Below are 20,418 nucleotides of genomic sequence, written 5' to 3' on the forward strand. Positions count from 1 at the left end.
CTGAAGGGAGCGCAAAGGTAAGAGATCATTTCCGACTTCCAAACCCCGCAGCAAAATTAATTTTTTCCGTTTTTCAAACTCTTCCAGAGCAGCTCGCCGCTCTCCCCCGTAACACCGTCTGCGTCGTTTGGGAGTGCAAATATCAGGACTTTTTGTAGAACAACAAGGCAACAATAGAAATAAATGCATAATTCCGGCTAACTCACTGATTACAAAAGATTAAAATTTTGAAAGGTAAATTTGTCAATCGCAGCTTAGTAAAGCATGTGATGTAAACAGCATATTCTGTTAGAATTGAATTTGCTGAAAAATTATTTTGCCTTATCAAGAGTTTGATTTAATACCTGAAGGTAGGGAGCTCAGGGTAGTACTTTTTTCTTGGGTCTTTGGTGGAAAAAACATATCTAACTGAAACTTCATGCGCTCCACCTGAAACTCTTTGACCTAGCTTGGAAATAGAAAAATCGTAGCTATATCCAAAATCCAAACCTGAGTCGAACTCAACGCCTAGAAGTCCTATTAATGATTCACTATTGGGTAAATTATATTTAGTTGGAAGCCCTCTATACCATAAGCCAATTATCAGAGGCTCAAAATAAAACTCCGCTCCTATATCAAGTTGATCAAAAGCTCCCTGCTTTTTGTAATTGAAAGCAAAAGCTAAGGATCTCTCTTGGTCAGTATTATTGAAGAAATCATTGATGTATCCAGGCGCAAGGTTAAACCGCATCCCTCCCTGAACGGAATATTTGATTGGCAGGCGGTTCGAATTCACCTCTAAATAACTAATCTGAGGCTCTAATAGGTGAAAGGCAGAAAAACCTAACCAAAACTTTTCCTCATAATATAATAGTCCTGCATTGATGTCGCCTGTACGTAATTGGCTATCCCCAGTAAATCCTTGACCTGGTTCTCCGACAATGACGCCTTTGTCAATATCTAACTGAGTCCCTAGAATAACCTGATCAAAAAGTACATCTCTTGACAACAAGCTGCCTTGGGCTCCAACATGTAGATAACGCTTTTCCCCTAAACGCAACCTATAACTATAAACAAGACCAATTTCTGAAGTCGTACTCTGGGTGAATGATTCTTTTGCTCCAGAAATAACAATTCCAATTCCCGAGTTATATTTTTCAGAGAAATAATCAGCATATGCTGTATAAGCTATAAAGCTTTGATCCAACGCTGGCCACTGGTTTCGGAAATTAACCCCAACACGTGTAAGCTCTGTACTTCCTGCTAAAGCAGGATTTAAATAGAAAGGGTTTGCATAAAACTGAGAATACTGCACATCCTGACTTTGTGCCTTCGTTCCCAGAACTAGGAGAATGGAAATGATAAAGCAAATCCTTGTCATTATCTGATCAGTTTGAATTTGCCAGACTTTGTGACCTTTTCCCCATCTGTGGCCACCGCATCATATCTATAAACGTAAAATCCAGCATCCAATAGCTTTTCGTCAAGTTTCCCGTCCCAGCCAGGAGTATTCAAGTCGTCAGTTTGAAAAATCAAATCCCCCCAAGAATTAAAAATCATGAGTTTGCCGGAAACAAGTCCTTTGAATTTTGGTACAAAGAATTGGTTAGAACCATTTAAAGGAGTGAATCCAGTGGGGAACATTACTCTATAGCTTCGGATAATAGAAACTCTTTGAGTTATTGATGCTTCACAGCCCCACATATTAGTGACAGTTAACACTACATCAAAATCACCTTTTTTCCCAAAAACATGAGTTGGGTTTTTCTCAGTTGAAACTGATCCATCTCCAAAATCCCAACTCCAGCTTTGTGCGCCATTGGGCGATAAGTCTCTAAATTGAAATTCATCGTCAGGAAAAAACCCACCATCTTCTTCTCCCTTAACCCCAGTTCCTTTTATTTCAAATGCGAAATTTGCTATCAACTCCTCTTCAAGAATAACTACTTGTATTGGCTCAGGAGATGAATAACAATCTAAGTCTGCATGCTTTATTTGAAGTTGATATTCACCAGAAGCTGAGATCTCCTTCATTTCATCATCCAAATATGTTAGGCCTCCACCAGAAAGCTTGTAGTCAAAAGTAAAAGGATCGTAATTCAATATGCTGCTAGTAACATCTACAGATTCCCCAGGAACACAACCAACAACAGGTGATTCGAAATCAAAATCAGGAAACTCTGGAAAACTCACCAAAATAGAATTGGATATCGCAGGGCAGTTTTTACGATTGTATGCTTTCACTAGGTAAACTCCCGCAGTACTCACATTGTATTTCTCAGATTGAGCACCCTCAATTAATTCATCGTCTTTATACCACTCATACCTCTCATAAATTTCACCTCCTTTAGAAGTGAAAGACACGGATTCTCCACCGCACAACCTTACTTCTTCTACGATCTCAGGATTTCCTTCTTCAAATATATTTATCGGATCTGGTGATTCTTGAATTTTTAAAGTCATTGCATTTCCCGTGGAGCTTTTTCCATAGGTATCGGTAATGGTATAATATACGGTGACACTTTGATCAGTAAATCCTTCATTTGGAAAGAAGGTAAATTCGCCGCCATCTGTTCCCGCCTTGAAAGTGCCTTGTGGCAATTCCAAAACTCGATTCTCTTCACGACATTTACCTTGTGCGCAGATATCGTCACTTTCCTCTTCAATATCTTCTAGCGATGCATAAAACTGCAGACATCTTATTTCACTATTCTCATTTGGTAAAACCACCTCTTCATCGGTTATGTAAAAAGTGTTTTCCTGACCTTCACAAGAGGCAAAATCTGAAAAATCAACTCCAGAAGGATTTTTCAGACCTTCTTCATTTGAAACTTCGACAACCAGATTTCTTATCTCATGAATATTAGTTTCTCCTCCTGTTGATGCAGCAAATCCAATTTTTAAGTTTTTCGGAGCCTCATAAGGAAATGGAATCCCAGGAAAAATAGTGATGGTCCTTGGCTCATTTGCAATGGTAGTAACTACCATTTCCAGTTTAAGCAGGTAGCCAACCCCATTTGGGTTTGGTTCTAATTCAAAAAATACTTTACGATAGCCCGGCAAAGCAGGGTCAGTCACCCTGCTGGTGCCTTGTCCCCCAGAGCTGAGCGGAAATTGATAATCTACCTCTAGTGACAATCCAAGCGGGCCAGTTGGGGGGTCCAAAGTCATTTTCCCAGCCACAAATTCATAGCCATTAAGACCTGACCCATTTTTTCTTAGAGAAATACTATTAGGATAAAGTCTATTTGATGGTCCTGGAAATCCCCCAATTTTACTTTCAGAGGAATTGCTGAAGTTCCCAAAACTATCAAAACCAATCCCTAAATAACCACCGGTCATACCTGGCGTGCTGTTTCTCTGGGCGTAGCCAAAAGATCCTCCGAATCCTCCGGGCTTAAAGTTTTGCACATCTGCGTCAAATAGAAATACAGTGAGACCATCAGCTCCAGTCCCACCATACATAAAGTATTCAAAAGATGATTTTATTCCATATGCTGGCGAAAAAGGGATATCTATATAGATGTATCCGGTTTGCTCTAGTTGTGCTTCTGTCAGCCGGAGCACTCCATCTACCAATTTCGCACTGCCTCCGAAAACAGTTTCTGCACCTAATGACTCCTGGTCTGCAAACGTTTCACAATAAGGAAATCCAACTTGCGAAAAAGTTTCAACGGTTAACAAGAGAAAGGCAACTAGAAAAAATGTAAGTCTCAATTCTACGGCAGGTTTAATGGGTGAGCCAAAATACACTTTAAACGCATAGAAATAGAAAAGCCCTTGATTTAAATATCAAGGGCTTAGAATTTAATGTCGCTTGGATTATCGCATGATTGTCTGGGTACGATCTGGGCCTACGGATACCAGTTTGATCGGAACATTCAATTCTGCTTCCAAATATTCTACGTATTCTTTCAATTCTGCAGGGAAGTTCTCATAAGAATGAATATTCTCTAAGGAGCAATTCCATCCTTTCATCGTTTTGTAAACCGGAGAAACATCCTGCTCTGTAATCTCAAAACTTAGTTTATCAATTTTCTCTCCTGAAGGAAGTACATAATGAGTACAAACTTTGATTTCCTTAAAGATATTCAACACGTCACCTTTCATCATGAATAGCTGAGTAACTCCATTGATCATAATAGAATAACGAAGTGCAGGTAAATCTAACCAGCCACATCTTCTAGGACGACCTGTGGTACTCCCGAATTCATTCCCTTCTTTCCGCATGTCTTCACCATCCTTATCGAATAGTTCAGTTGGGAATGGGCCACTTCCAACACGGGTGCAGTATGCTTTGAATATCCCGAAAACTTCACCGATTTTGGATGGAGCAACACCTAATCCAGTACAAGCACCAGCAGCCATAGTACTGCTACTTGTCACAAATGGATAGCTACCGAAGTCAACATCCAATAAGGAACCTTGAGCACCTTCGGCTAGAATTCTTTTTTTGGAATCCAGAGCGTCGTTTACCACATATTCGCTATCGATTAGATTTAAAGTTTTGAAAAACTCAACTGCAGCGAAGAATTGCTCTTCCATTCCTGGTAATTCATCCAAAGGATGGCTGTAGAATGAAAGCGTAGTTTTATGCTTAGCAACTAGAGCTTCGTACTTCTCTTTGAAATCAGGGCTAAGGATATCCCCAACACGAAGTGCGGTTCTTCCAATCTTATCCTGATAAGTTGGTCCAATACCTTTAAGAGTAGATCCGATTTTCTTATCTCCTTTGGACTGCTCCAAAGCAGCATCCAGCAGTTTATGTGTAGGAATGATAATCGTAGCTTTTTTAGAGATCACTAGATTTTTCATGTAATCGATGGAGAATTTACCTAATCCATCGATTTCTCTTTTGAGGACGATTGGGTCTAGAACGACACCATTTCCTATAATATTAAGTATCTGTGAGCGAAAAATCCCAGAAGGGATCTGATGTAAAACGTGCTTAATTCCGTCAAATTCTAAGGTATGCCCAGCATTCGGGCCTCCTTGGAAACGGGCTACAATTTCATACTCTGGCGCTAATACGTCTACTATTTTTCCTTTTCCTTCATCTCCCCACTGGAGACCTAGAAGTACATCCATCTTCATTTGATGTGCGGTCTTATCTGTTACACTTGACTTTTTGAAGCGTGAAATTTGCGATAAGCCCATACAAAACCAAGAGAAAGGTGGTAATTATTTCTCTTCGTTCAGATTGACATAGTAATAATACATGACATCTTCTTCTGGCTGATCTTTGGCACTAAACATCAAACCATATTTGGTATTTATGAAAGTGGTCGATAAATCCTGATTAATTTCTGACAAATTTAGCTCTCCTACCTTTTTAAAATTTGAATCAAAAACTTCCAAAAAAAGCAACGCATCCTTCTTTCCTTCCCCTTTAACAGCCCTGACATAAACATTGAGATCTTCAATGAAACTAATCGATCCGAATCTAACTTGATTGCGCCAAGCTTCTTGCCATTCCCATAATAACTCTCCAGAATCAACTTCGTCTTTATAGTTTTCGGGTCTTCTTTTTTGAGATGGAAAAAACTTGGATTCGAAAGTATATGTATTGTGCAAACCTGAATTTAAATCATAAATTAAAATATCACTAAAACTAGGATAGCTCACCACTAGTTTATTCCTAAAAACGCTCAGTTGCGGTTCATCGCCCCCTCCTAATGTCAAGCCTTTCCATTTAACATTAAACCTAGTATTATAATAACGAGAAGAGTCTAAGGCCACTGGCAGATTAAACATGGAATCTTGATCTACACTATATCCAATTACCTTGATTCGGTTTTCATAATCATAGATAAAATATCCAATATTATCATTTCTATCCAAACCGGTTAATTCCCGAGATCCTCCAGAAATAGCTAAGGTAGGGTATTCCAAATCTCCAAAAACCCCATATTCTTGTAAAAATTTACTAGACACCTCCTCGGTTTGAATCTTCTGTCTGAAAAATTGCTGGCTATTAATGAAAACATTAAATTTTGGTGTACTAAAATAGGTAAATACTGTACCTACCCCAGAAGGCCCCTCGGTTTCCATAATATCACCATCCTGAGACCAAGCTGAATCAGCACAAATAAAAATACTGTCCAATGAATGGGCAATTCTATTATAAATAGTACCCTTGGTTTTAGAGGAATCAAGAAAAACCATATGATATCCGTCAGAAGTAAGGCCTCCATCCCCTATAAAAAACTCTTTGCGGTCAGAAACCTCCAATACATAGCCTTGTTCCGAGATTGGCTTCTCAGAACAGGAAAAAGAAATAATTAATAGACAATAAAAGGAACTACATCTTCTTTTTAAACTCATCAATTGAATCAAAAACTGTAAAAATATTATTCAGTTTAGTGATAATCAGCAATTTTTTCACATGATCAGAAGGAGCCGTTAGATATACTTCTCCGTCTTTATTTCTCATTTTAGTAAGCATGGTGATCAAAAGGCCAATCCCGCTGGAACTGATGTAACGTACTTCACTCAGGTCAACTACAAATTTTTTCGCCCCTTCTTCTATTGCATCTGAAACTACTTCAACCAACTGGGGGCCTACTTCGTCGCCTATCAAATCACCTTGAATAAAAAGGTAATTTGCTGTTTCATCTTTGCTTGTATTATAAGTCAACTTCATAGGGTTACAATTAGTCTATTAAAGGTCATTTGGATTCTCAGCGAAAAAAATACATCTCTACCGGTAATGCGTGGGACATACCTGATTTTAAGTAATTTCCACTTTTCTATTCTCACAAATCTCTTTAGTACAATTACCATACAAAATTAGAGAGTGGTGAAGTACTTTGAAATTTAAAATTTCCCCAACCGTGTTTTGTATATTTTGAATTCTTGGGTCGCAAAATTCTAACACCTTATTACAATCAGTACATATTAAATGATCGTGCTGCTTGTAACCATAAGACTTTTCAAACTGCGCTAGATTTTGACCAAATTGATGTTTGGTAACCAAGTCGCACTCGACTAATAGATCTAAAGTATTATAAACAGTAGCCCTACTAACTCGGTAATTTTTGTTTTTCATGCTGATGTATAAAGACTCTACATCAAAATGTCCGGTTCGGGAGTAAATTTCTTCGAGGATAGCATATCGCTCAGGTGTCTTTCTGAGTTTTTTAGTTTCAAGATAAGCTGTAAATATCTTCTTTACCTCTTCGAAGTGGGTTGCATTCAAAGCCATTTGCTGGGTATTTTTTCAAATATAACTTTTGTAAGTAAGAAAAGATTCATTGGATCAATCAAACCTTGAAACCTTTAATATTCCATCAACGTCGACCAAATTTTCGATAAGCTTGTCTAAGTGCTCAGTACTATGCACATACAACTTAATCGTACCTTCAAAAATGCCTGCATCTGAATCCACTGTGATGGAACGCATATTTACTTTCAGTTCATTTGAAATCACTTTTGTCACATCATTGATTAGGCCGACCCTATCGGTACCAAGTATCCTCAGGCCAGCAAGGAAAGCTATTTCCTTTTGACTTGTCCACCTCGCCTTTATCACACGATTTCCATGATTAGAAAGTAATTCGAGAGCATTTGGACAGGAAGTACGATGGATTTTGATCCCCTCATTTACAGTCACAAAACCAAAAACATCATCTCCAGGGATAGGATTACAGCATTTGGCCAAAATGTAATCGACTACATCCATATCCTCACCTATCAGCAACTGATCATGGTCTGGTCCTTTAAGACTTTTTATTTCTTTGGTAAAAGACGACTCGTCTCTTACTTTTTCCTGTGTAGACTTGTTCTGGAGTTTCTGGGTTGCTTTAAAATCCTTGAATGATTTAATCGAAGTTGGGTCAATGGCCCCTATTCCCACTCTGAAATAAAATTCATTGGCAGTTTTAAGTTCAAAATATGCCCGAAGCTTTTCCACAGACTCAGAATTGAATTCCATCTTCATCTGCTTCATTTTTCGCTGAACTATTTCTTTTCCGTCCAAAATTGCAGACTTTTTATCCTCTCGGAGCGCATCTTTAATTTTGGCTTTTGCCCGGGTAGTGACAACATTATTAAGCCAATCTTCTGTAGGCTTTTGCTTGTTGGAGGTAAGTATTTCTACTTGATCGCCATTTTTCAGCTTGTGGGAAATAGGGACAAGGCGTTGATTAACTTTTGCCCCTATGCACTTCGCTCCTACTTCAGTATGGATCTCAAAAGCAAAATCCAATGCAGTTGATCCAAATGGGAGAACCTTTAAATCACCTTTCGGTGTAAATACGAATACTTCATCATGGAAAAGATTTCCGCGAAAATCATCCATGAATTCTATGGCATTCCCGTCATTGGACTCCAGCAAGCCTCTTACCTGAGTGATCCAATCGTCTAGTCCAGATGGGCCTTTCGAGTTTTCTTTGTCCTTATATTTCCAATGTGCAGCATAGCCACGCTCAGCTATTTCGTCCATTCGCTCGGTACGAATCTGCACTTCTACCCATTGACCTGTACCACTCATAACTGTGGTGTGCAATGATTCATAACCATTCGAACGCGGCGTACTGATCCAGTCCCGAAGTCTATCCGGATTGGGTCGATAAAAATCTGTAACTATAGAATAAACCTGCCAGCAATCGGCCTTCTCACTATCTAGATCGCTGTCTAGAATAATCCGTATTGCGAAAAGATCATACACTTCCTCAAAAGGAATCCCCTGCTTTTTCATCTTATTGTAGATAGAGAAAACAGATTTTGGCCTGCCTTTGATGGTAAAATCTAACCCAGTTCTATTCAATTCCTCTTCAATTGGTAGAATAAAGCTCCTAATAAACTTATTTCGATAAGATTTGGATTCATTGATTTTAAAGACAATTTCTTTGTAAGTGGCGGTATCTGTGTATTTCAGATACAAATCTTCCAATTCAGATTTAATGGTATAAAGCCCTAATCGGTGAGCTAACGGGGCATAGAGGTACATCGTCTCAGAGGCAATCTTAAGCTGCTTATGCCGTGGCATGCTTGCCAGCGTCCGCATATTATTCAGCCTATCTGCAAGCTTTATCAAAATTACACGTACATCATCCGAAAGAGTAAGCAGCATTTTACGGAAATTTTCCGCCTGCTGAGAACTCCCAGACTCGAATACTCCAGCAATCTTAGTTAAGCCATCAATAATAGTCATTACCTTATAGCCAAACTCCCGCTCTATATCCTCCAACTCCCACTCGGTATCTTCTACAACGTCGTGAAGTAAAGCAGCTACAATTGAGGTAGTACCCAATCCTATTTCTTCCACACAAACCAACGCTACTTCCAATGGATGGTAGATATAAGGCTCGCCAGATTTACGGCGCATATCTTTGTGCGCTTCTAGGGAAACGTTAAAGGCCCTTTTTATCAGTTTGGCATCACCTGGTTTTAGAATAGGCTTAGCCTGTCTCAATAGCCTACGGTAGCGTTTGAGTATTTCCTTTCTTTCTACTTCTATGTCGACTTCAATCATACAGGAGGAATTTAATACAAAAATGTACAGAGACTCATTTTGTATCAAATGATAAATATTTTTTTTTGAATGCTATTGCATTTTATTTAATAGTGCCTACATTTGCATCCACAATTGGATTTGGAAACTTTATTCTATTCTGATTTGTACGTATTGCGGATGTGGCGAAATTGGTAGACGCACTAGACTTAGGATCTAGCGCCGCGAGGCATGGGGGTTCGAGTCCCTCTATCCGCACAAAATACCGAACCCTCAATCACTCAACTGTCTTCAACTACAGGAAAGGGATTGGGGGTTTTTAGTTAATCTTCATTATTAAATTTTGAGCTTTGGAAATCACACAAGACAAGCATTCAGCAAATCAAGCTTTAATTAAAATTAAATTAAACGAAGCAGATTACCAACCTAAGGTTGACGCAAAACTTAAGGACTTTGCCAAAAAATCTAACATCAAAGGATTCAGACCTGGAAAGGCTCCTATATCTATGGTGAAAAACATGTACGGCACTTCTGTACTGGTAGAAGAGATCAACTCCATCCTTAGTGAGTCCCTGAATACTTATTTGAAAGAACAAACTTTCAAAATCTTGGGCGATCCTCTTCCTCAGGATCAAGGCACGATAGACTGGAAAACTCAAAAGGATTTTGAATTTGATTACAAAATCGGATTCGTTGAATCGGTAGAACTTACGCTTGATTCTAAAATCAAAGCAACAAAATACTCCATCAAAGTAGACGATAAGTTGATCAATGAAACCCTTGACAACTTAAAGTCTCAATACGGTAATAGCACCAACCCAGAGGTAAGCGAAGAAGGTGACCACATCTATGGTGACCTAAAAGCTACTGAAGGAACGTTTGAAAAAACTGTTTCTTTGGATTTGACTAAAATCACTAAAAAGCTTGCTGGTAAATTCATCGGTGTAAGTAAAGAAGCTGTAGTTGAATTTGAAGCTAAAGATGTGAAAAAAGGTCAGTGGGAAGAAGCATTCGGATTAAGCGAAGAGGAGTCATCTGATCTAGAAGGATCATTCACATTAACTGTGAAAAACATCAATAGAAAAGAGACTGCAGAAATGAACCAAGAATTCTTCGATAAGATCTTCGGTCCTGACCAGGTTTCTTCTGAAGAAGAATTTATCACAAAAGTTCGTGAGACACTTCAGGCTAATTATGACAAAGAGTCCAAAGTATTTACTGAAGAGGAATTAAAGAAGGTATTGACTGATGCGGCGAAAGTAGATTTGCCAGAAACTTTCCTGAAGGAATGGCTTTTGATCGCAAATGATGGCAAAGTAACTGAGGCAGATGTAGAGAAGGAATTCCCTATCTATGCAAAGCAACTAACATGGTCTTTGATCTCTAATGAACTTGCTACGAAAAACGAAATCAAAGCTGAGCACGAAGAAGTGATCGAGAAAACCAAGCAGATGGTTCGTGAGCAATTCGCAGCTTCAGGTCTTGGCGCTCAAATGGAAGACAGCATGGATATGTTTGTAGACAATTACCTGAAAGGTGAAGAAGGTCAGAACTATATGAATATGCTTACTTCTATTCAGAATGAAAAAGTCCTTGCTTTTGCCCTTGATAAAATAAGTGTAAAAGAAAAGGATATCACTATTGACGAGTTTAAGGAACTTTTAGATAAGTAATTCGCTTAAATCATCATAAAAAAGCTCTTATTCAAGGGCTTTTTTTATTTTTGTTTACCACAACAAACTCGAAAGATGATCAACAAAGAAGAATTCCGTAAATACGCTATTCACAATCAAGGCGTAAGTGGTACTGCATTTGACCAGTACACTCAACATATTGAAAACATGACCCGCTCTGTAATCGAAGAGCGTCCTCAGAATTTCAGAGAGATTGACGTTTTCTCTAGATTGATCATGGACCGTATCATTTTCCTTGGAACAGGAGTAGATGATCACATTGCGAATATTATTGTAGCTCAACTCCTTTTCCTAGAATCAGTGGATTCTAAGAAAGATGTGTTACTTTATGTAAATAGTCCAGGAGGATCAGTGACTGCCGGTCTAGGCATCTATGACACAATGCAATTTATCAATCCTGACGTAGCTACTATCTGTACTGGCATAGCCGCTTCCATGGGAGCTGTATTACTTGCAGGTGGGGCCGCAGGAAAAAGATCAGCACTGAAACATTCTAGAGTAATGATTCACCAGCCTTCCGGAGGAATGCAAGGCAAGTCTACAGATATGGAGATTTCTTTGAAACTTATTCTCTCCATGCGCGAAGAATTGTATGGAATTCTTTCAGAGCATACTGGTAAAACCCCAGAACAGATCGAAAAAGATTCGGAAAGAGATTATTGGATGAAAGCTCCTGAAGCAAAAGCTTACGGTCTTATTGATGAAGTATTAGTTAAAAAACCAAAATAATGGCTCAAGTTACCTGCTCATTTTGTGGTAGAAATAAGAAAGATGTAGATCTAATGGTGTCGGGTATATCTGCGCACATTTGTAATTTCTGTATTGATCAAGCTCACATGATCCTTGGCGAAGAAGACAAAGCCAAGAAACCTGACGGAACAAAACCAAAAATCAAACTTAAAAAGCCGAAAGAGCTGACTAGTTATCTGGACCAATATGTAATTGGGCAGGAAGATGCTAAGAAAGTACTGACAGTTGCTGTGTACAATCATTACAAGCGACTTTTCCAGAAGGATGAAAATGATGATGTAAAGATTGAAAAATCAAACATTATCATGGTAGGTGATACGGGTACAGGTAAAACTTACCTCGCTAAAACACTTGCCAAAACCTTGGAGGTTCCTTTCTGTATTGCTGATGCGACGGTTTTGACTGAAGCAGGCTATGTAGGGGAAGATGTGGAAAGTATCTTAACGAGATTACTGCAAGCAGCAGACTACAATGTTGAAGCTGCTGAAAGAGGAATCGTTTACATAGATGAGTTGGATAAAATCGCTAGGAAATCCGACAACCCGTCAATCACAAGAGATGTGAGCGGGGAAGGAGTCCAGCAGGCCATGCTAAAGTTATTGGAAGGAACAATTGTAAACGTCCCACCACAAGGAGGTCGCAAGCATCCTGACCAGAAAATGATCGCAGTAAACACTGAAAACATTCTCTTTATTTGTGGTGGAGCATTCGATGGTATTGCTAGACATATTGGGAAGAGGTTGAACACTCAGCCAATGGGTTTCAGCAAAGCTGCTGCAGATGCCGTTGCAGATCGTGAGAACCTTTTGCAATACGTAACTGCTCAGGATTTGAAAGCTTTTGGTTTGATTCCAGAACTAATAGGACGACTTCCTGTATTGACTCATTTAGACCCACTACATGCGGACGCTTTGAAAAGAATTCTTACAGAGCCAAAGAATGCATTGGTAAAACAATATGCAAAGCTACTTAACTACGAGGGAGTTACGGTCACGTTTGAAGAAAGTGGGGTTGATTTTATTGTAGAAAAAGCCGTAGAATTCAATCTAGGCGCTAGAGGTTTGAGATCGATATGTGAAGCAATCATTACAGATGCCATGTATGACATTCCTTCAGATGATTCGATCAAGGAATTGATTATTGATGCAAAATATGCACATGAAAAATTTGATAAATCGAAGTTTAAGCGACTTCAAGTAGCATAAAAAAACGAACCCTGCTTCACTGAGGCAGGGTTTATTTTTAATCCAAACTTTTTAGAATGAGCCTAGCTGTAGTATCAGAGGCGCTATTTACGCCTATCCTTTCTTTGATCAAGTCATATCCCTGAAGCATATAACCTTTGTAAACTTGATTTCCTAAAATCTGCCCCAGTTCTGCCTTAAGGTTAAGAACTGAAAAATCATTCTGGATAAGTTCCTTCACCACTAATTTATCGGCAATTAGGTTAACCAATGAAATATATGGGACACGAATCAGATTTTTGGCTATTGCATAAGATACAGCACTGGTACGGTAAACCACTATTTGAGGAACTCTAAACAAGGCTGTTTCCAACGTAGCTGTTCCGGATGTTACTACTGCGGCAATTGCGTGTGATAACAAATCATAGGTTTGATCAAAAATTACGTGAATACCAGCATCAATTCCCCGCTGGTATATACCCGAACCTAGGTCTCCCACTCCTGCTATTACAAATTGGGCATTTGGAAACTCTTGAACCAAAGCAACCATCCGATCTAGCATAGCATTGATCTCTTGAGCCCTACTTCCAGGTAATAAAGCTATGATTGGCTGGTAGCTCAATTCATTCTTTTGGAAGAAGAATTCATGAGGAGTAAACTTAGAAATCTCATCTAAAAGAGGATTCCCTACATAGTGAACCTTCAAATCGAATTTTTCAAAGAATGTAGGCTCAAAAGGTAAGATAGAATAAATATGATCTGTATTTGCCTTTAGCTTTAATGCTCTCTTTTGGTTCCAAGCCCAGACTTTTGGTGGAATATAATAATGCACAGGAATGCCGTGTTCTTTCGCAAATGAAGCGATCTTCATATTGAAACCTCCATAGTCAACCAAAATGATAGCATCAGGTTTAAATGACAAAATATCACGTTTAACTAACTTGAGGTATTTCAAGACTTTGCGAAATCCTAAAACCACTTCCAAAAACCCCATCAACGCTACTTGGGCGTAATCTACAGCCAAGTCTACACCAGCCTCCTTGGAATAACTACCCCCCATCCCACGTACAGTTAAGTTTGGATTATACTCAAAAAGAGATCGAACCAAATTAGAGGCATGAAGATCTCCAGAGCGCTCGCCAGAGATGATGTAGATTTTTTTAGTTCTAGTCAAATGTGAAGTTTGTAAGTCGTGAGCCGTAAGTGGTTAGTAGTGTGTTACAATTAATATTTTGTAAAGTATGTAGTTGGAGAAAAACAAAAGATCACTTCCTCCCTATCGTGCAGAACAAAGACGCTTTAGACATCATCGCATTTAGCTTTTGGTTAATGACTTCACAGGATTTAACAATTAATTCTCTTTCCTGATCATTGACAAGTTCACAATCAAATGCAACTTCAATCCAATGTTGAGTTTCGTACTGCTCTGCATCTGAATCGGTCAGCTTAGCTATAAAATGATTTATATACCTCCATTTAGCCCAGCTTTCCGCAATTTGAGCACCTACCGATCTAGAAGATCTTCTTAACTGATCAGTCAAAGAAAACTTTTCCTCTACGGGAAAATGCTTGGATATCCTATAAACATCCTTCGCTAATTGCCTTGACAATTTGTAAACATCAAGTTCAAAATAAAAATTTACGTAAGCCATAATTTATAAAGTTTAATGAAAACAATACAAAAATTACAACTTACTACTTACAATTCACAAAATTGTCACTCTCCAAAGTACTCCACAAAATTCCTTGGAGTCTCGTAAAGAGTAAGTTTATGTAGTCCCCCGTGCGAAGTAATTTCTTTCACGGCTGGCTCAAGTATCTTCCAAAACTCCATGATAAGATTTTCACAACTCGCCAATTTGCCTTGCATAAAATCGACGTCCACATTTAGGTTCTTGTGATCTACCTTCTCAATCACCAAATTTCTGATTATGGTACTCAGTTTTTTTAGATCCACCACAAACCCCGTATCTGGATCTGGCAAGCCCTTCACCATCACGATCAACTCAAAATTATGACCATGCCAGTTAACATTGGCGCAAGGCCCAAATACCTCCACATTTCTTTCATCTGACCACTTCGGATTCCAAAGTTTGTGGGCGGCATTGAAATGTTCTTTTCTACAAACGTAAATCATAGCATTTTGAAATTCGGGGCGAAGTTAGCCAAAAAGTAGATATTATTCGAAAGACTAGCCCCTGAACACCAAAAGAAAAGCCCGTTTGGTAGCGGGCTTTTCTAGTGAATCTTGCTTATAATTCGTTGAGTTTTTGAAAGAATATGGTCAAATGATCTTCTCTACTTAGGTTTAGATCATTTTTCTTCACTATTTCCTTTCCTATATCCTGATCTTTTTCATTTAAAGCTTTGAGAATATTTCTTGTGTTATCCCGAACACTCTGGACGTTCTCCTCAGAATCTATTAAGTAAAAACTCTCTTCAAACACAAACATTCTACCAGCTGTCACAGCATAGCTGTTTTTAGGTGGTGTCACTAAGTCCGAATAAAATCTCCTTATCAACGTATAGTTTTTCCCCTCAGCAATCACATTCACTAGATCTTTTGGCCCAAGGTTAGGGACAAAGTCAAAGCCTTTTTTCACCAACAAACTGGTTAGCATTCCAGTGTTATTATTTGTCAATTGAATAGAAGGCCTAGTAAGGATTGCATATTCCACATAATCTTTATTCAGATAAATTTTATTACCAGCTTCGTTGATAACTTCTAATTCATTGTCATGAATGTTAAACCTATATGAAACCTTTTCTTTAAGCCCTGCATTGGTAAAGCCTATATCAGCCGTTGACCAATCGTCGAAAAGGTAAGGAGAACCATCTATATCGGTGTAAGAATTTAACCGAGCGGGAGCTCCATTCATATTAATATTGGATATTTGTGCTACTGCAAAATGGGAACAAAAAAGGGTTGCAACCAGTAGGATATTTTTCATTAGTTTTTAATTACTTTTTTATTTAGTGTCAAATTATTTGTGTTAATCTTCAGGATATATAATCCCGATGGACCAGTCATTAAGAGTTCAAAATTCAATTCATCGTCAGATTTAATGGCACTTTGCGAAAGGTAGATTCGGCCTGTAAGATCAATAAGCTGGACTTCAACATTACCTCTATAGTTGTTAGAAATGTTTATACTCAATTTATCCGATGTAGGGATTGGCCCAATAAACACTCCAAACCGACTTAATTCTGACTCATTATCAGGAATTGCAGAAATGACAGTTGGTTCAGAGATCCTATTACAATCATCGTCAAAGATTGCAACCTGATAACGGCCATCTCCCGAAGCTTGAATGGATCTATTTGTAGCTCCTTCTAGTTTAACTTCATTGAGATACCATTGATAAGAGGACCCGGACTGCTGAGAGGTAAGAACATTGCCATTTGCAACAATATTCGGCGTAAGCAAATCATTTTCGACTACAGTTACTAATTGATCAAATTCTGTTGATCCAGAATCATTTGTAATAGTCAATGTAACCAAATAATCTCCAGGCTGCTCAAAAACGAATATAGGATTAGCATTAGTAGAAGAACCTAGTCCTCCGAAATCCCATAAATATTCTGAAATTGACCCTTCACTAAGATTCTTAAATTCAGATGCAGCGCCTACACACGTGTAGTTACTTATAAAGTTGGCAAACAAAACATCCTCGCAATTTTGTGCTAGCCATCCATCCGAATTTGAAAGTGAGGCATTGCTACCAAGATTAATAATTGAAGCTCCCTCTAGGTCTACATTAGATATATTGAGGTTCTCAAAGCAATATTTTCTGTATTCATCGTGAACAATCGTTCCTTTATCTGTGGCTGTTAATTCAGCATTAGCAGTAGAAGTTGCATCAACTGTTATCGTATTCAACACAGAAATTTCGCCAGACTGATTCAAGTCCAACTGAGAACCTGCACCAAGTTTCAAATCTTCCAACTCAAGGGAAGCTGCAGTTTGAATCATTTTACCATTCTGAATTTCTAAATTCTGGAAGCCGTCTGAAGAAACATTCAAAACACCCGAACTTATTACTAGGTTAGCGAAATCCCTTGAAGAGGTATTTTCAAAGAGACCGCTTTCCCCGCTAAACTCCAAATCAACTCCTTCTTTAAGAATGGAATTATTAGCGATCAAGACGCTAGTTTTAAATTCTATTTGCTCGAAATCCCCCGAAAGTTCCGAAGAGGAAGTCAACGAAAGGGAGTTTAAACTCAATCGCGGTATTGATACTGTAAGATTCGCATTTGAAATTGATACCTTATCTAGATTTTCAGCCTGCAACAACTGCCAATTACCAGATTCGAAATTTAATTCAACATTTTCAAATAGTGTTTTACCTAACTCAACTAGCTGCTCATTTATAGTAGGGTTAATAAAAACAATTTTACCGTTTCTAATTTCGGTAAGTTGATTACTAACTCTAAAACCATTAGAAACCACGATATCATTTCCATTCAAGTTCATTGATACTGATTGGCTACCAAATAGGTTTACACTAAACGCATTGGCATCAACAGGGAAATTGACCACAAGGGGACTGGCAGAAGCGCCTTCAAAAACCACTCTTGTTCCTAAAGAAGGAATCTTATTAGCTGTAGAACCATTAGCAGTGGATGACCAGTTAGATGGATTATTCCAATCTCCTCCGGAATTACCTATCCAATACAATGTCTCAGAAGCCCCATCCGAGGTACCTGCTTTCATTACCATAGAGAAATCCTGAATTCCGTTTATCAATTCTCCTTTATGGGTAACAATTACTTTATAGCGTTGTGGCTTTGGGTTGGGAATATAAATTTGCTCGACATTATCTCTAAAATTGTCCTTATCTGTTTCTGCAATAGCAGAAAGTCTCACAGCAGGGTTAAGTGTGTAAGGAAAAAAGGTTTTGCCCTCTTCATCTATGATTCTTAAATCCAAATCATTTACCAACATCAACTTTTGAGGATTTAATGACGGCGAAGCTGGGTTCCCTGCAGGATCTGTCCAAGCAATCGTGATCCGAATTGGTTGAATCCCATCTGATACAAATTCATTTTCGAAAACAGCTCCCTGAGTAAGATTTTCTTCACGAATCACATCTGAACTTCCATTCTCATTTAGTATAATTTCCGCAGCCCCTTTTGTATTTAGCAGCCCCCATCCATATACGTAATCTGGACCAGGGTTATTACCAGCCTCTTTCGTAGTATTTATCATGAGGGCTTTTAAGGTAGATGCCCACATATATCTGCCTGCGTTTCGTTGAGCAAATAATTGCTGAAGCAACAGGAGTGAACCTGTAACATTTGGTGATGCCATTGATGTACCGCTGAGGGAAGCATAAGAATCTGTCGCACCGCCATCAGCTATAGCCGAACTAAATACACTAACCCCCATGCCCACTACATCTGGTTTTATTCTGCCGTCATCTACTGGTCCAACGCTAGAAAAACTACTTATTGCAACATCCTGAGGTCCTGTGTATTCATTAATATTACTTACCGCACCTACCGTTATTACGTTTTTAGCAACCCCTTCTGGTCCAATTGTGTCATCGGGTCCATCAGGATCTCTTGTTCCATCACCAGAGTCAGATCTATCATTACCAGCAGCCCAAACAATCGTATAATAGGGCTTAGCAAAAGCCAATTCGTCTATACCTCTACTTTTAGAAGAATAAAAACCAAATCGGTAATCCTCATCAGGATCGACTGCTGCGTTTCCTGACCAAACCCAAGCATTACTTGCATTTCGATACCACCCCACCACTATTCCATAGGAATGATTAGAAACTAAATGTCCGTCGGTTTGAGTAATCGGATCATAGGCATTCAAATTCATTTTAGAGAGATCACTTTCCCAGTTAAAAGCCCAACCAGTACTTTCATTAGCCATGCCCTTTGCATTTGCATTGATTCCAGCTGCCATTATTGTACCCGCAACGTGTGTTGCATGGTTACTAATTACCTCGGTAGAACCATCAACCTGTGTAAGTCGATCCTGGAATTCAACATGGTTAGCTTTTGGTCGTGTCTGATCATATATCCCAACAGTCATCCCTTTTCCCGTAAGATTCAGTGCCAGACTCCCTCCTTGCTGAAGAGCATTGGTAGAAGTAGTGATTGCAGCCCGAGTGTTAAACGTAGTGTAATATACGGGCGCATTGCTTTCGTCAAAATAATTAAGCTCAGCTACTTGCCCATCTTGTAATTTAAGTAAATAGGGAATTCCTAATTGATTAGCTTTTTGTTTTATAGCTTCTTTATTGAGATAAAAAGAAGGGAAATTCAAATTGAAATCCTTTGATATAACATCCCTTTCCTCCAAAAGAGAAGGAGAATTGACAAACTGTTGGGCTTTCACTAACGCAATGCTTAAACCCAATAGTAAAACTATAAGTATTGATCTCATCAATCTATTATCCATAAACCAGTTTATCAACGTTTTAGAACTAATTAAAGTTTAAAAAAAAGGGGGCTAAAAAGCCCCCTTTATTATGAATTAAAAGAGATTCTAGACTTTGGTAAGGACTACTGTACCACCATCTCCCCAAGTATTTGACCAAATAATGGTAATAGTACCATCCTCATTTACTACACCAGAGATAGTGAAAGGATCACCAAATCTATCTGCATTAGATGCAGAACCTGTTAGGACATCGCAGTTATCTCGGATAGATCCAGTTGGCTTTGAATCATTATAAAGACCAGGGTACATTCCAAAAGACATATCGTCCATATTGTACAAACCGGTACCTGCAACTCCAAACGACATCGTGCTAGCGGAAGCTATAACAAAATCTGTAGTTGTTTGATCTGCACCACCAGCTCCATCTCCGAGTTGGAGTTGCTCCCAGAAAACAGAGTAAGTACCAGCTAAATCTGAAGGACAGATAACACGAATAGCTACAGTCAAAGAACCATAATTGGAAGAAACTTCTGCACCAGTAGCGCTAGTGATGTTCAAAATCAAATCAGGTGTCTCAGATGGATCAATATTCCCTGTTAACACGGTGACTGGTAAGTTAGAAACAAACTCACCAGAACCAATTGTTATAGATTTGGAATCCAATCTATAATGAACACCTTCAACTGCTGTTGAAGTAGGATCTGCCTCTATATTAACTGTAATTGCAGCACTACCTGAAGTAGAAACTCTGTTGATTTGAACATTCAACACATCTGTTTGCGAAGAATTCAATCTCACAAAGGATTGAGTCAATCCATTAGGAAGATTTGCAGCGTTGAATTCAACCTGATTTCCATCAAAGAAGGTATCAACACCCTGATCATCAAAACAAGCAGTGGTCGTCAGCGTAGCGACGAGCATTGCTAGAAATATATATATTTTATTGCTTTTCATTAT

General features: G+C 38.7%; 16 protein-coding genes and 1 tRNA gene. 4 read left to right on the top strand and 13 right to left on the bottom strand.

The annotated features are described in order from the left end of the window. Positions 1–337: 337 nt before the first annotated feature. The 7 genes from QOL76_RS20870 to QOL76_RS20900 all read right to left on the bottom strand — a co-directional run bounded on the left by QOL76_RS20870 (position 338) and on the right by QOL76_RS20900 (position 9,454). Positions 338–1,360, bottom strand: coding sequence for a PorP/SprF family type IX secretion system membrane protein (locus QOL76_RS20870; RefSeq protein WP_283414903.1), 1,023 nt, complete (start codon positions 1,358–1,360; stop codon positions 338–340). After that, a complete protein-coding gene (locus tag QOL76_RS20875; RefSeq protein ID WP_283414904.1) occupies positions 1,360–3,696 on the bottom strand; it encodes a PKD domain-containing protein in 2,337 nt (778 codons plus the stop codon). Before QOL76_RS20875 ends, QOL76_RS20870 begins: the two co-directional genes overlap by 1 nt. A gap of 105 nt (positions 3,697–3,801) precedes the next feature. Further along, positions 3,802–5,073, bottom strand: a complete 1,272-nt coding sequence (locus QOL76_RS20880; protein WP_283414905.1) for an adenylosuccinate synthase — start codon at positions 5,071–5,073, stop codon at positions 3,802–3,804. Between the two features lie 87 nt (positions 5,074–5,160). Further along, positions 5,161–6,144: a DUF4221 family protein gene (locus tag QOL76_RS20885; protein WP_283414906.1), complete on the bottom strand. Its 984-nt coding sequence runs from the start codon at positions 6,142–6,144 to the stop codon at positions 5,161–5,163. 136 nt (positions 6,145–6,280) lie between these two features. Further along, positions 6,281–6,622, bottom strand: a complete 342-nt coding sequence (locus tag QOL76_RS20890; protein WP_283414907.1) for an STAS domain-containing protein — start codon at positions 6,620–6,622, stop codon at positions 6,281–6,283. An 87-nt stretch (positions 6,623–6,709) separates the two neighbouring features. Beyond that, a complete protein-coding gene (locus QOL76_RS20895) occupies positions 6,710–7,183 on the bottom strand; it encodes a Fur family transcriptional regulator (RefSeq protein WP_283414908.1) in 474 nt (157 codons plus the stop codon). A 54-nt stretch (positions 7,184–7,237) separates the two neighbouring features. Then, on the bottom strand, positions 7,238–9,454 hold the full coding sequence (locus tag QOL76_RS20900) for a RelA/SpoT family protein (protein ID WP_283414909.1): 2,217 nt from the start codon (positions 9,452–9,454) through the stop codon (positions 7,238–7,240). A gap of 155 nt (positions 9,455–9,609) precedes the next feature. Between QOL76_RS20900 and QOL76_RS20905 the strand changes: the two genes are divergently transcribed. The 4 genes from QOL76_RS20905 to clpX all read left to right on the top strand — a co-directional run bounded on the left by QOL76_RS20905 (position 9,610) and on the right by clpX (position 13,082). Next, positions 9,610–9,691: transfer RNA gene (locus QOL76_RS20905), tRNA-Leu, on the top strand. 92 nt (positions 9,692–9,783) lie between these two features. After that, positions 9,784–11,106 carry a trigger factor gene (tig, locus tag QOL76_RS20910; RefSeq protein ID WP_283414910.1) on the top strand — a complete coding sequence of 441 codons (1,323 nt, stop codon included), beginning with the start codon at positions 9,784–9,786 and terminating at the stop codon, positions 11,104–11,106. Between the two features lie 75 nt (positions 11,107–11,181). Continuing rightward, the gene (locus tag QOL76_RS20915; protein ID WP_283414911.1) at positions 11,182–11,856 is read left to right on the top strand and encodes a ClpP family protease; all 675 of its coding nucleotides are present in this window, start codon (positions 11,182–11,184) and stop codon (positions 11,854–11,856) included. Next, on the top strand, positions 11,856–13,082 hold the full coding sequence (gene clpX, locus QOL76_RS20920) for an ATP-dependent Clp protease ATP-binding subunit ClpX (protein WP_283414912.1): 1,227 nt from the start codon (positions 11,856–11,858) through the stop codon (positions 13,080–13,082). Before QOL76_RS20915 ends, clpX begins: the two co-directional genes overlap by 1 nt. Before the next feature lie 37 nt (positions 13,083–13,119). Here the strand turns inward: clpX and lpxB are convergent, their stop codons facing one another. The 6 genes from lpxB to QOL76_RS20950 form a co-directional block, all read right to left on the bottom strand. Continuing rightward, positions 13,120–14,235 carry a lipid-A-disaccharide synthase gene (lpxB, locus tag QOL76_RS20925; RefSeq protein WP_283414913.1) on the bottom strand — a complete coding sequence of 372 codons (1,116 nt, stop codon included), beginning with the start codon at positions 14,233–14,235 and terminating at the stop codon, positions 13,120–13,122. Positions 14,236–14,326: 91 nt separating this feature from the next. Further along, positions 14,327–14,713, bottom strand: coding sequence for a four helix bundle protein (locus QOL76_RS20930; RefSeq protein ID WP_283414914.1), 387 nt, complete (start codon positions 14,711–14,713; stop codon positions 14,327–14,329). Positions 14,714–14,778: 65 nt separating this feature from the next. After that, positions 14,779–15,198 carry a 6-pyruvoyl trahydropterin synthase family protein gene (locus QOL76_RS20935; protein ID WP_283414915.1) on the bottom strand — a complete coding sequence of 140 codons (420 nt, stop codon included), beginning with the start codon at positions 15,196–15,198 and terminating at the stop codon, positions 14,779–14,781. A gap of 115 nt (positions 15,199–15,313) precedes the next feature. Next, positions 15,314–16,012 carry a hypothetical protein gene (locus QOL76_RS20940; RefSeq protein ID WP_283414916.1) on the bottom strand — a complete coding sequence of 233 codons (699 nt, stop codon included), beginning with the start codon at positions 16,010–16,012 and terminating at the stop codon, positions 15,314–15,316. Continuing rightward, complete coding sequence (locus QOL76_RS20945; RefSeq protein ID WP_283414917.1) at positions 16,012–19,479, bottom strand: S8 family serine peptidase; 3,468 nt, start codon at positions 19,477–19,479, stop codon at positions 16,012–16,014. Before QOL76_RS20945 ends, QOL76_RS20940 begins: the two co-directional genes overlap by 1 nt. 87 nt (positions 19,480–19,566) lie before the next feature. Continuing rightward, a complete protein-coding gene (locus QOL76_RS20950; RefSeq protein WP_283414918.1) occupies positions 19,567–20,415 on the bottom strand; it encodes a hypothetical protein in 849 nt (282 codons plus the stop codon). Positions 20,416–20,418: the final 3 nt, after the last annotated feature.

Source organism: Algoriphagus winogradskyi, assembly GCF_900182815.1.
GTDB classification, from domain to species: Bacteria; Bacteroidota; Bacteroidia; order Cytophagales; family Cyclobacteriaceae; genus Algoriphagus; species Algoriphagus winogradskyi.

What these genes read in the sequence shown, in the direction of transcription:
- clpX (WP_283414912.1), top strand. Translation starts at nt 11,856, where the DNA reads ATGGCTCAAGTTACCTGCTCATTTTGTGGTAGAAATAAGAAAGATGTA.
- QOL76_RS20935 (WP_283414915.1), bottom strand. Translation starts at nt 15,198, where the DNA reads ATGATTTACGTTTGTAGAAAAGAACATTTCAATGCCGCCCACAAACTT.
- QOL76_RS20885 (WP_283414906.1), bottom strand. Translation starts at nt 6,144, where the DNA reads ATGGTTTTTCTTGATTCCTCTAAAACCAAGGGTACTATTTATAATAGA.
- QOL76_RS20900 (WP_283414909.1), bottom strand. Translation starts at nt 9,454, where the DNA reads ATGATTGAAGTCGACATAGAAGTAGAAAGAAAGGAAATACTCAAACGC.
- QOL76_RS20930 (WP_283414914.1), bottom strand. Translation starts at nt 14,713, where the DNA reads ATGGCTTACGTAAATTTTTATTTTGAACTTGATGTTTACAAATTGTCA.
- QOL76_RS20940 (WP_283414916.1), bottom strand. Translation starts at nt 16,012, where the DNA reads ATGAAAAATATCCTACTGGTTGCAACCCTTTTTTGTTCCCATTTTGCA.
- QOL76_RS20945 (WP_283414917.1), bottom strand. Translation starts at nt 19,479, where the DNA reads ATGGATAATAGATTGATGAGATCAATACTTATAGTTTTACTATTGGGT.
- QOL76_RS20915 (WP_283414911.1), top strand. Translation starts at nt 11,182, where the DNA reads ATGATCAACAAAGAAGAATTCCGTAAATACGCTATTCACAATCAAGGC.
- QOL76_RS20895 (WP_283414908.1), bottom strand. Translation starts at nt 7,183, where the DNA reads ATGGCTTTGAATGCAACCCACTTCGAAGAGGTAAAGAAGATATTTACA.
- QOL76_RS20880 (WP_283414905.1), bottom strand. Translation starts at nt 5,073, where the DNA reads ATGAAGATGGATGTACTTCTAGGTCTCCAGTGGGGAGATGAAGGAAAA.
- QOL76_RS20890 (WP_283414907.1), bottom strand. Translation starts at nt 6,622, where the DNA reads ATGAAGTTGACTTATAATACAAGCAAAGATGAAACAGCAAATTACCTT.
- QOL76_RS20870 (WP_283414903.1), bottom strand. Translation starts at nt 1,360, where the DNA reads ATGACAAGGATTTGCTTTATCATTTCCATTCTCCTAGTTCTGGGAACG.
- QOL76_RS20950 (WP_283414918.1), bottom strand. Translation starts at nt 20,415, where the DNA reads ATGAAAAGCAATAAAATATATATATTTCTAGCAATGCTCGTCGCTACG.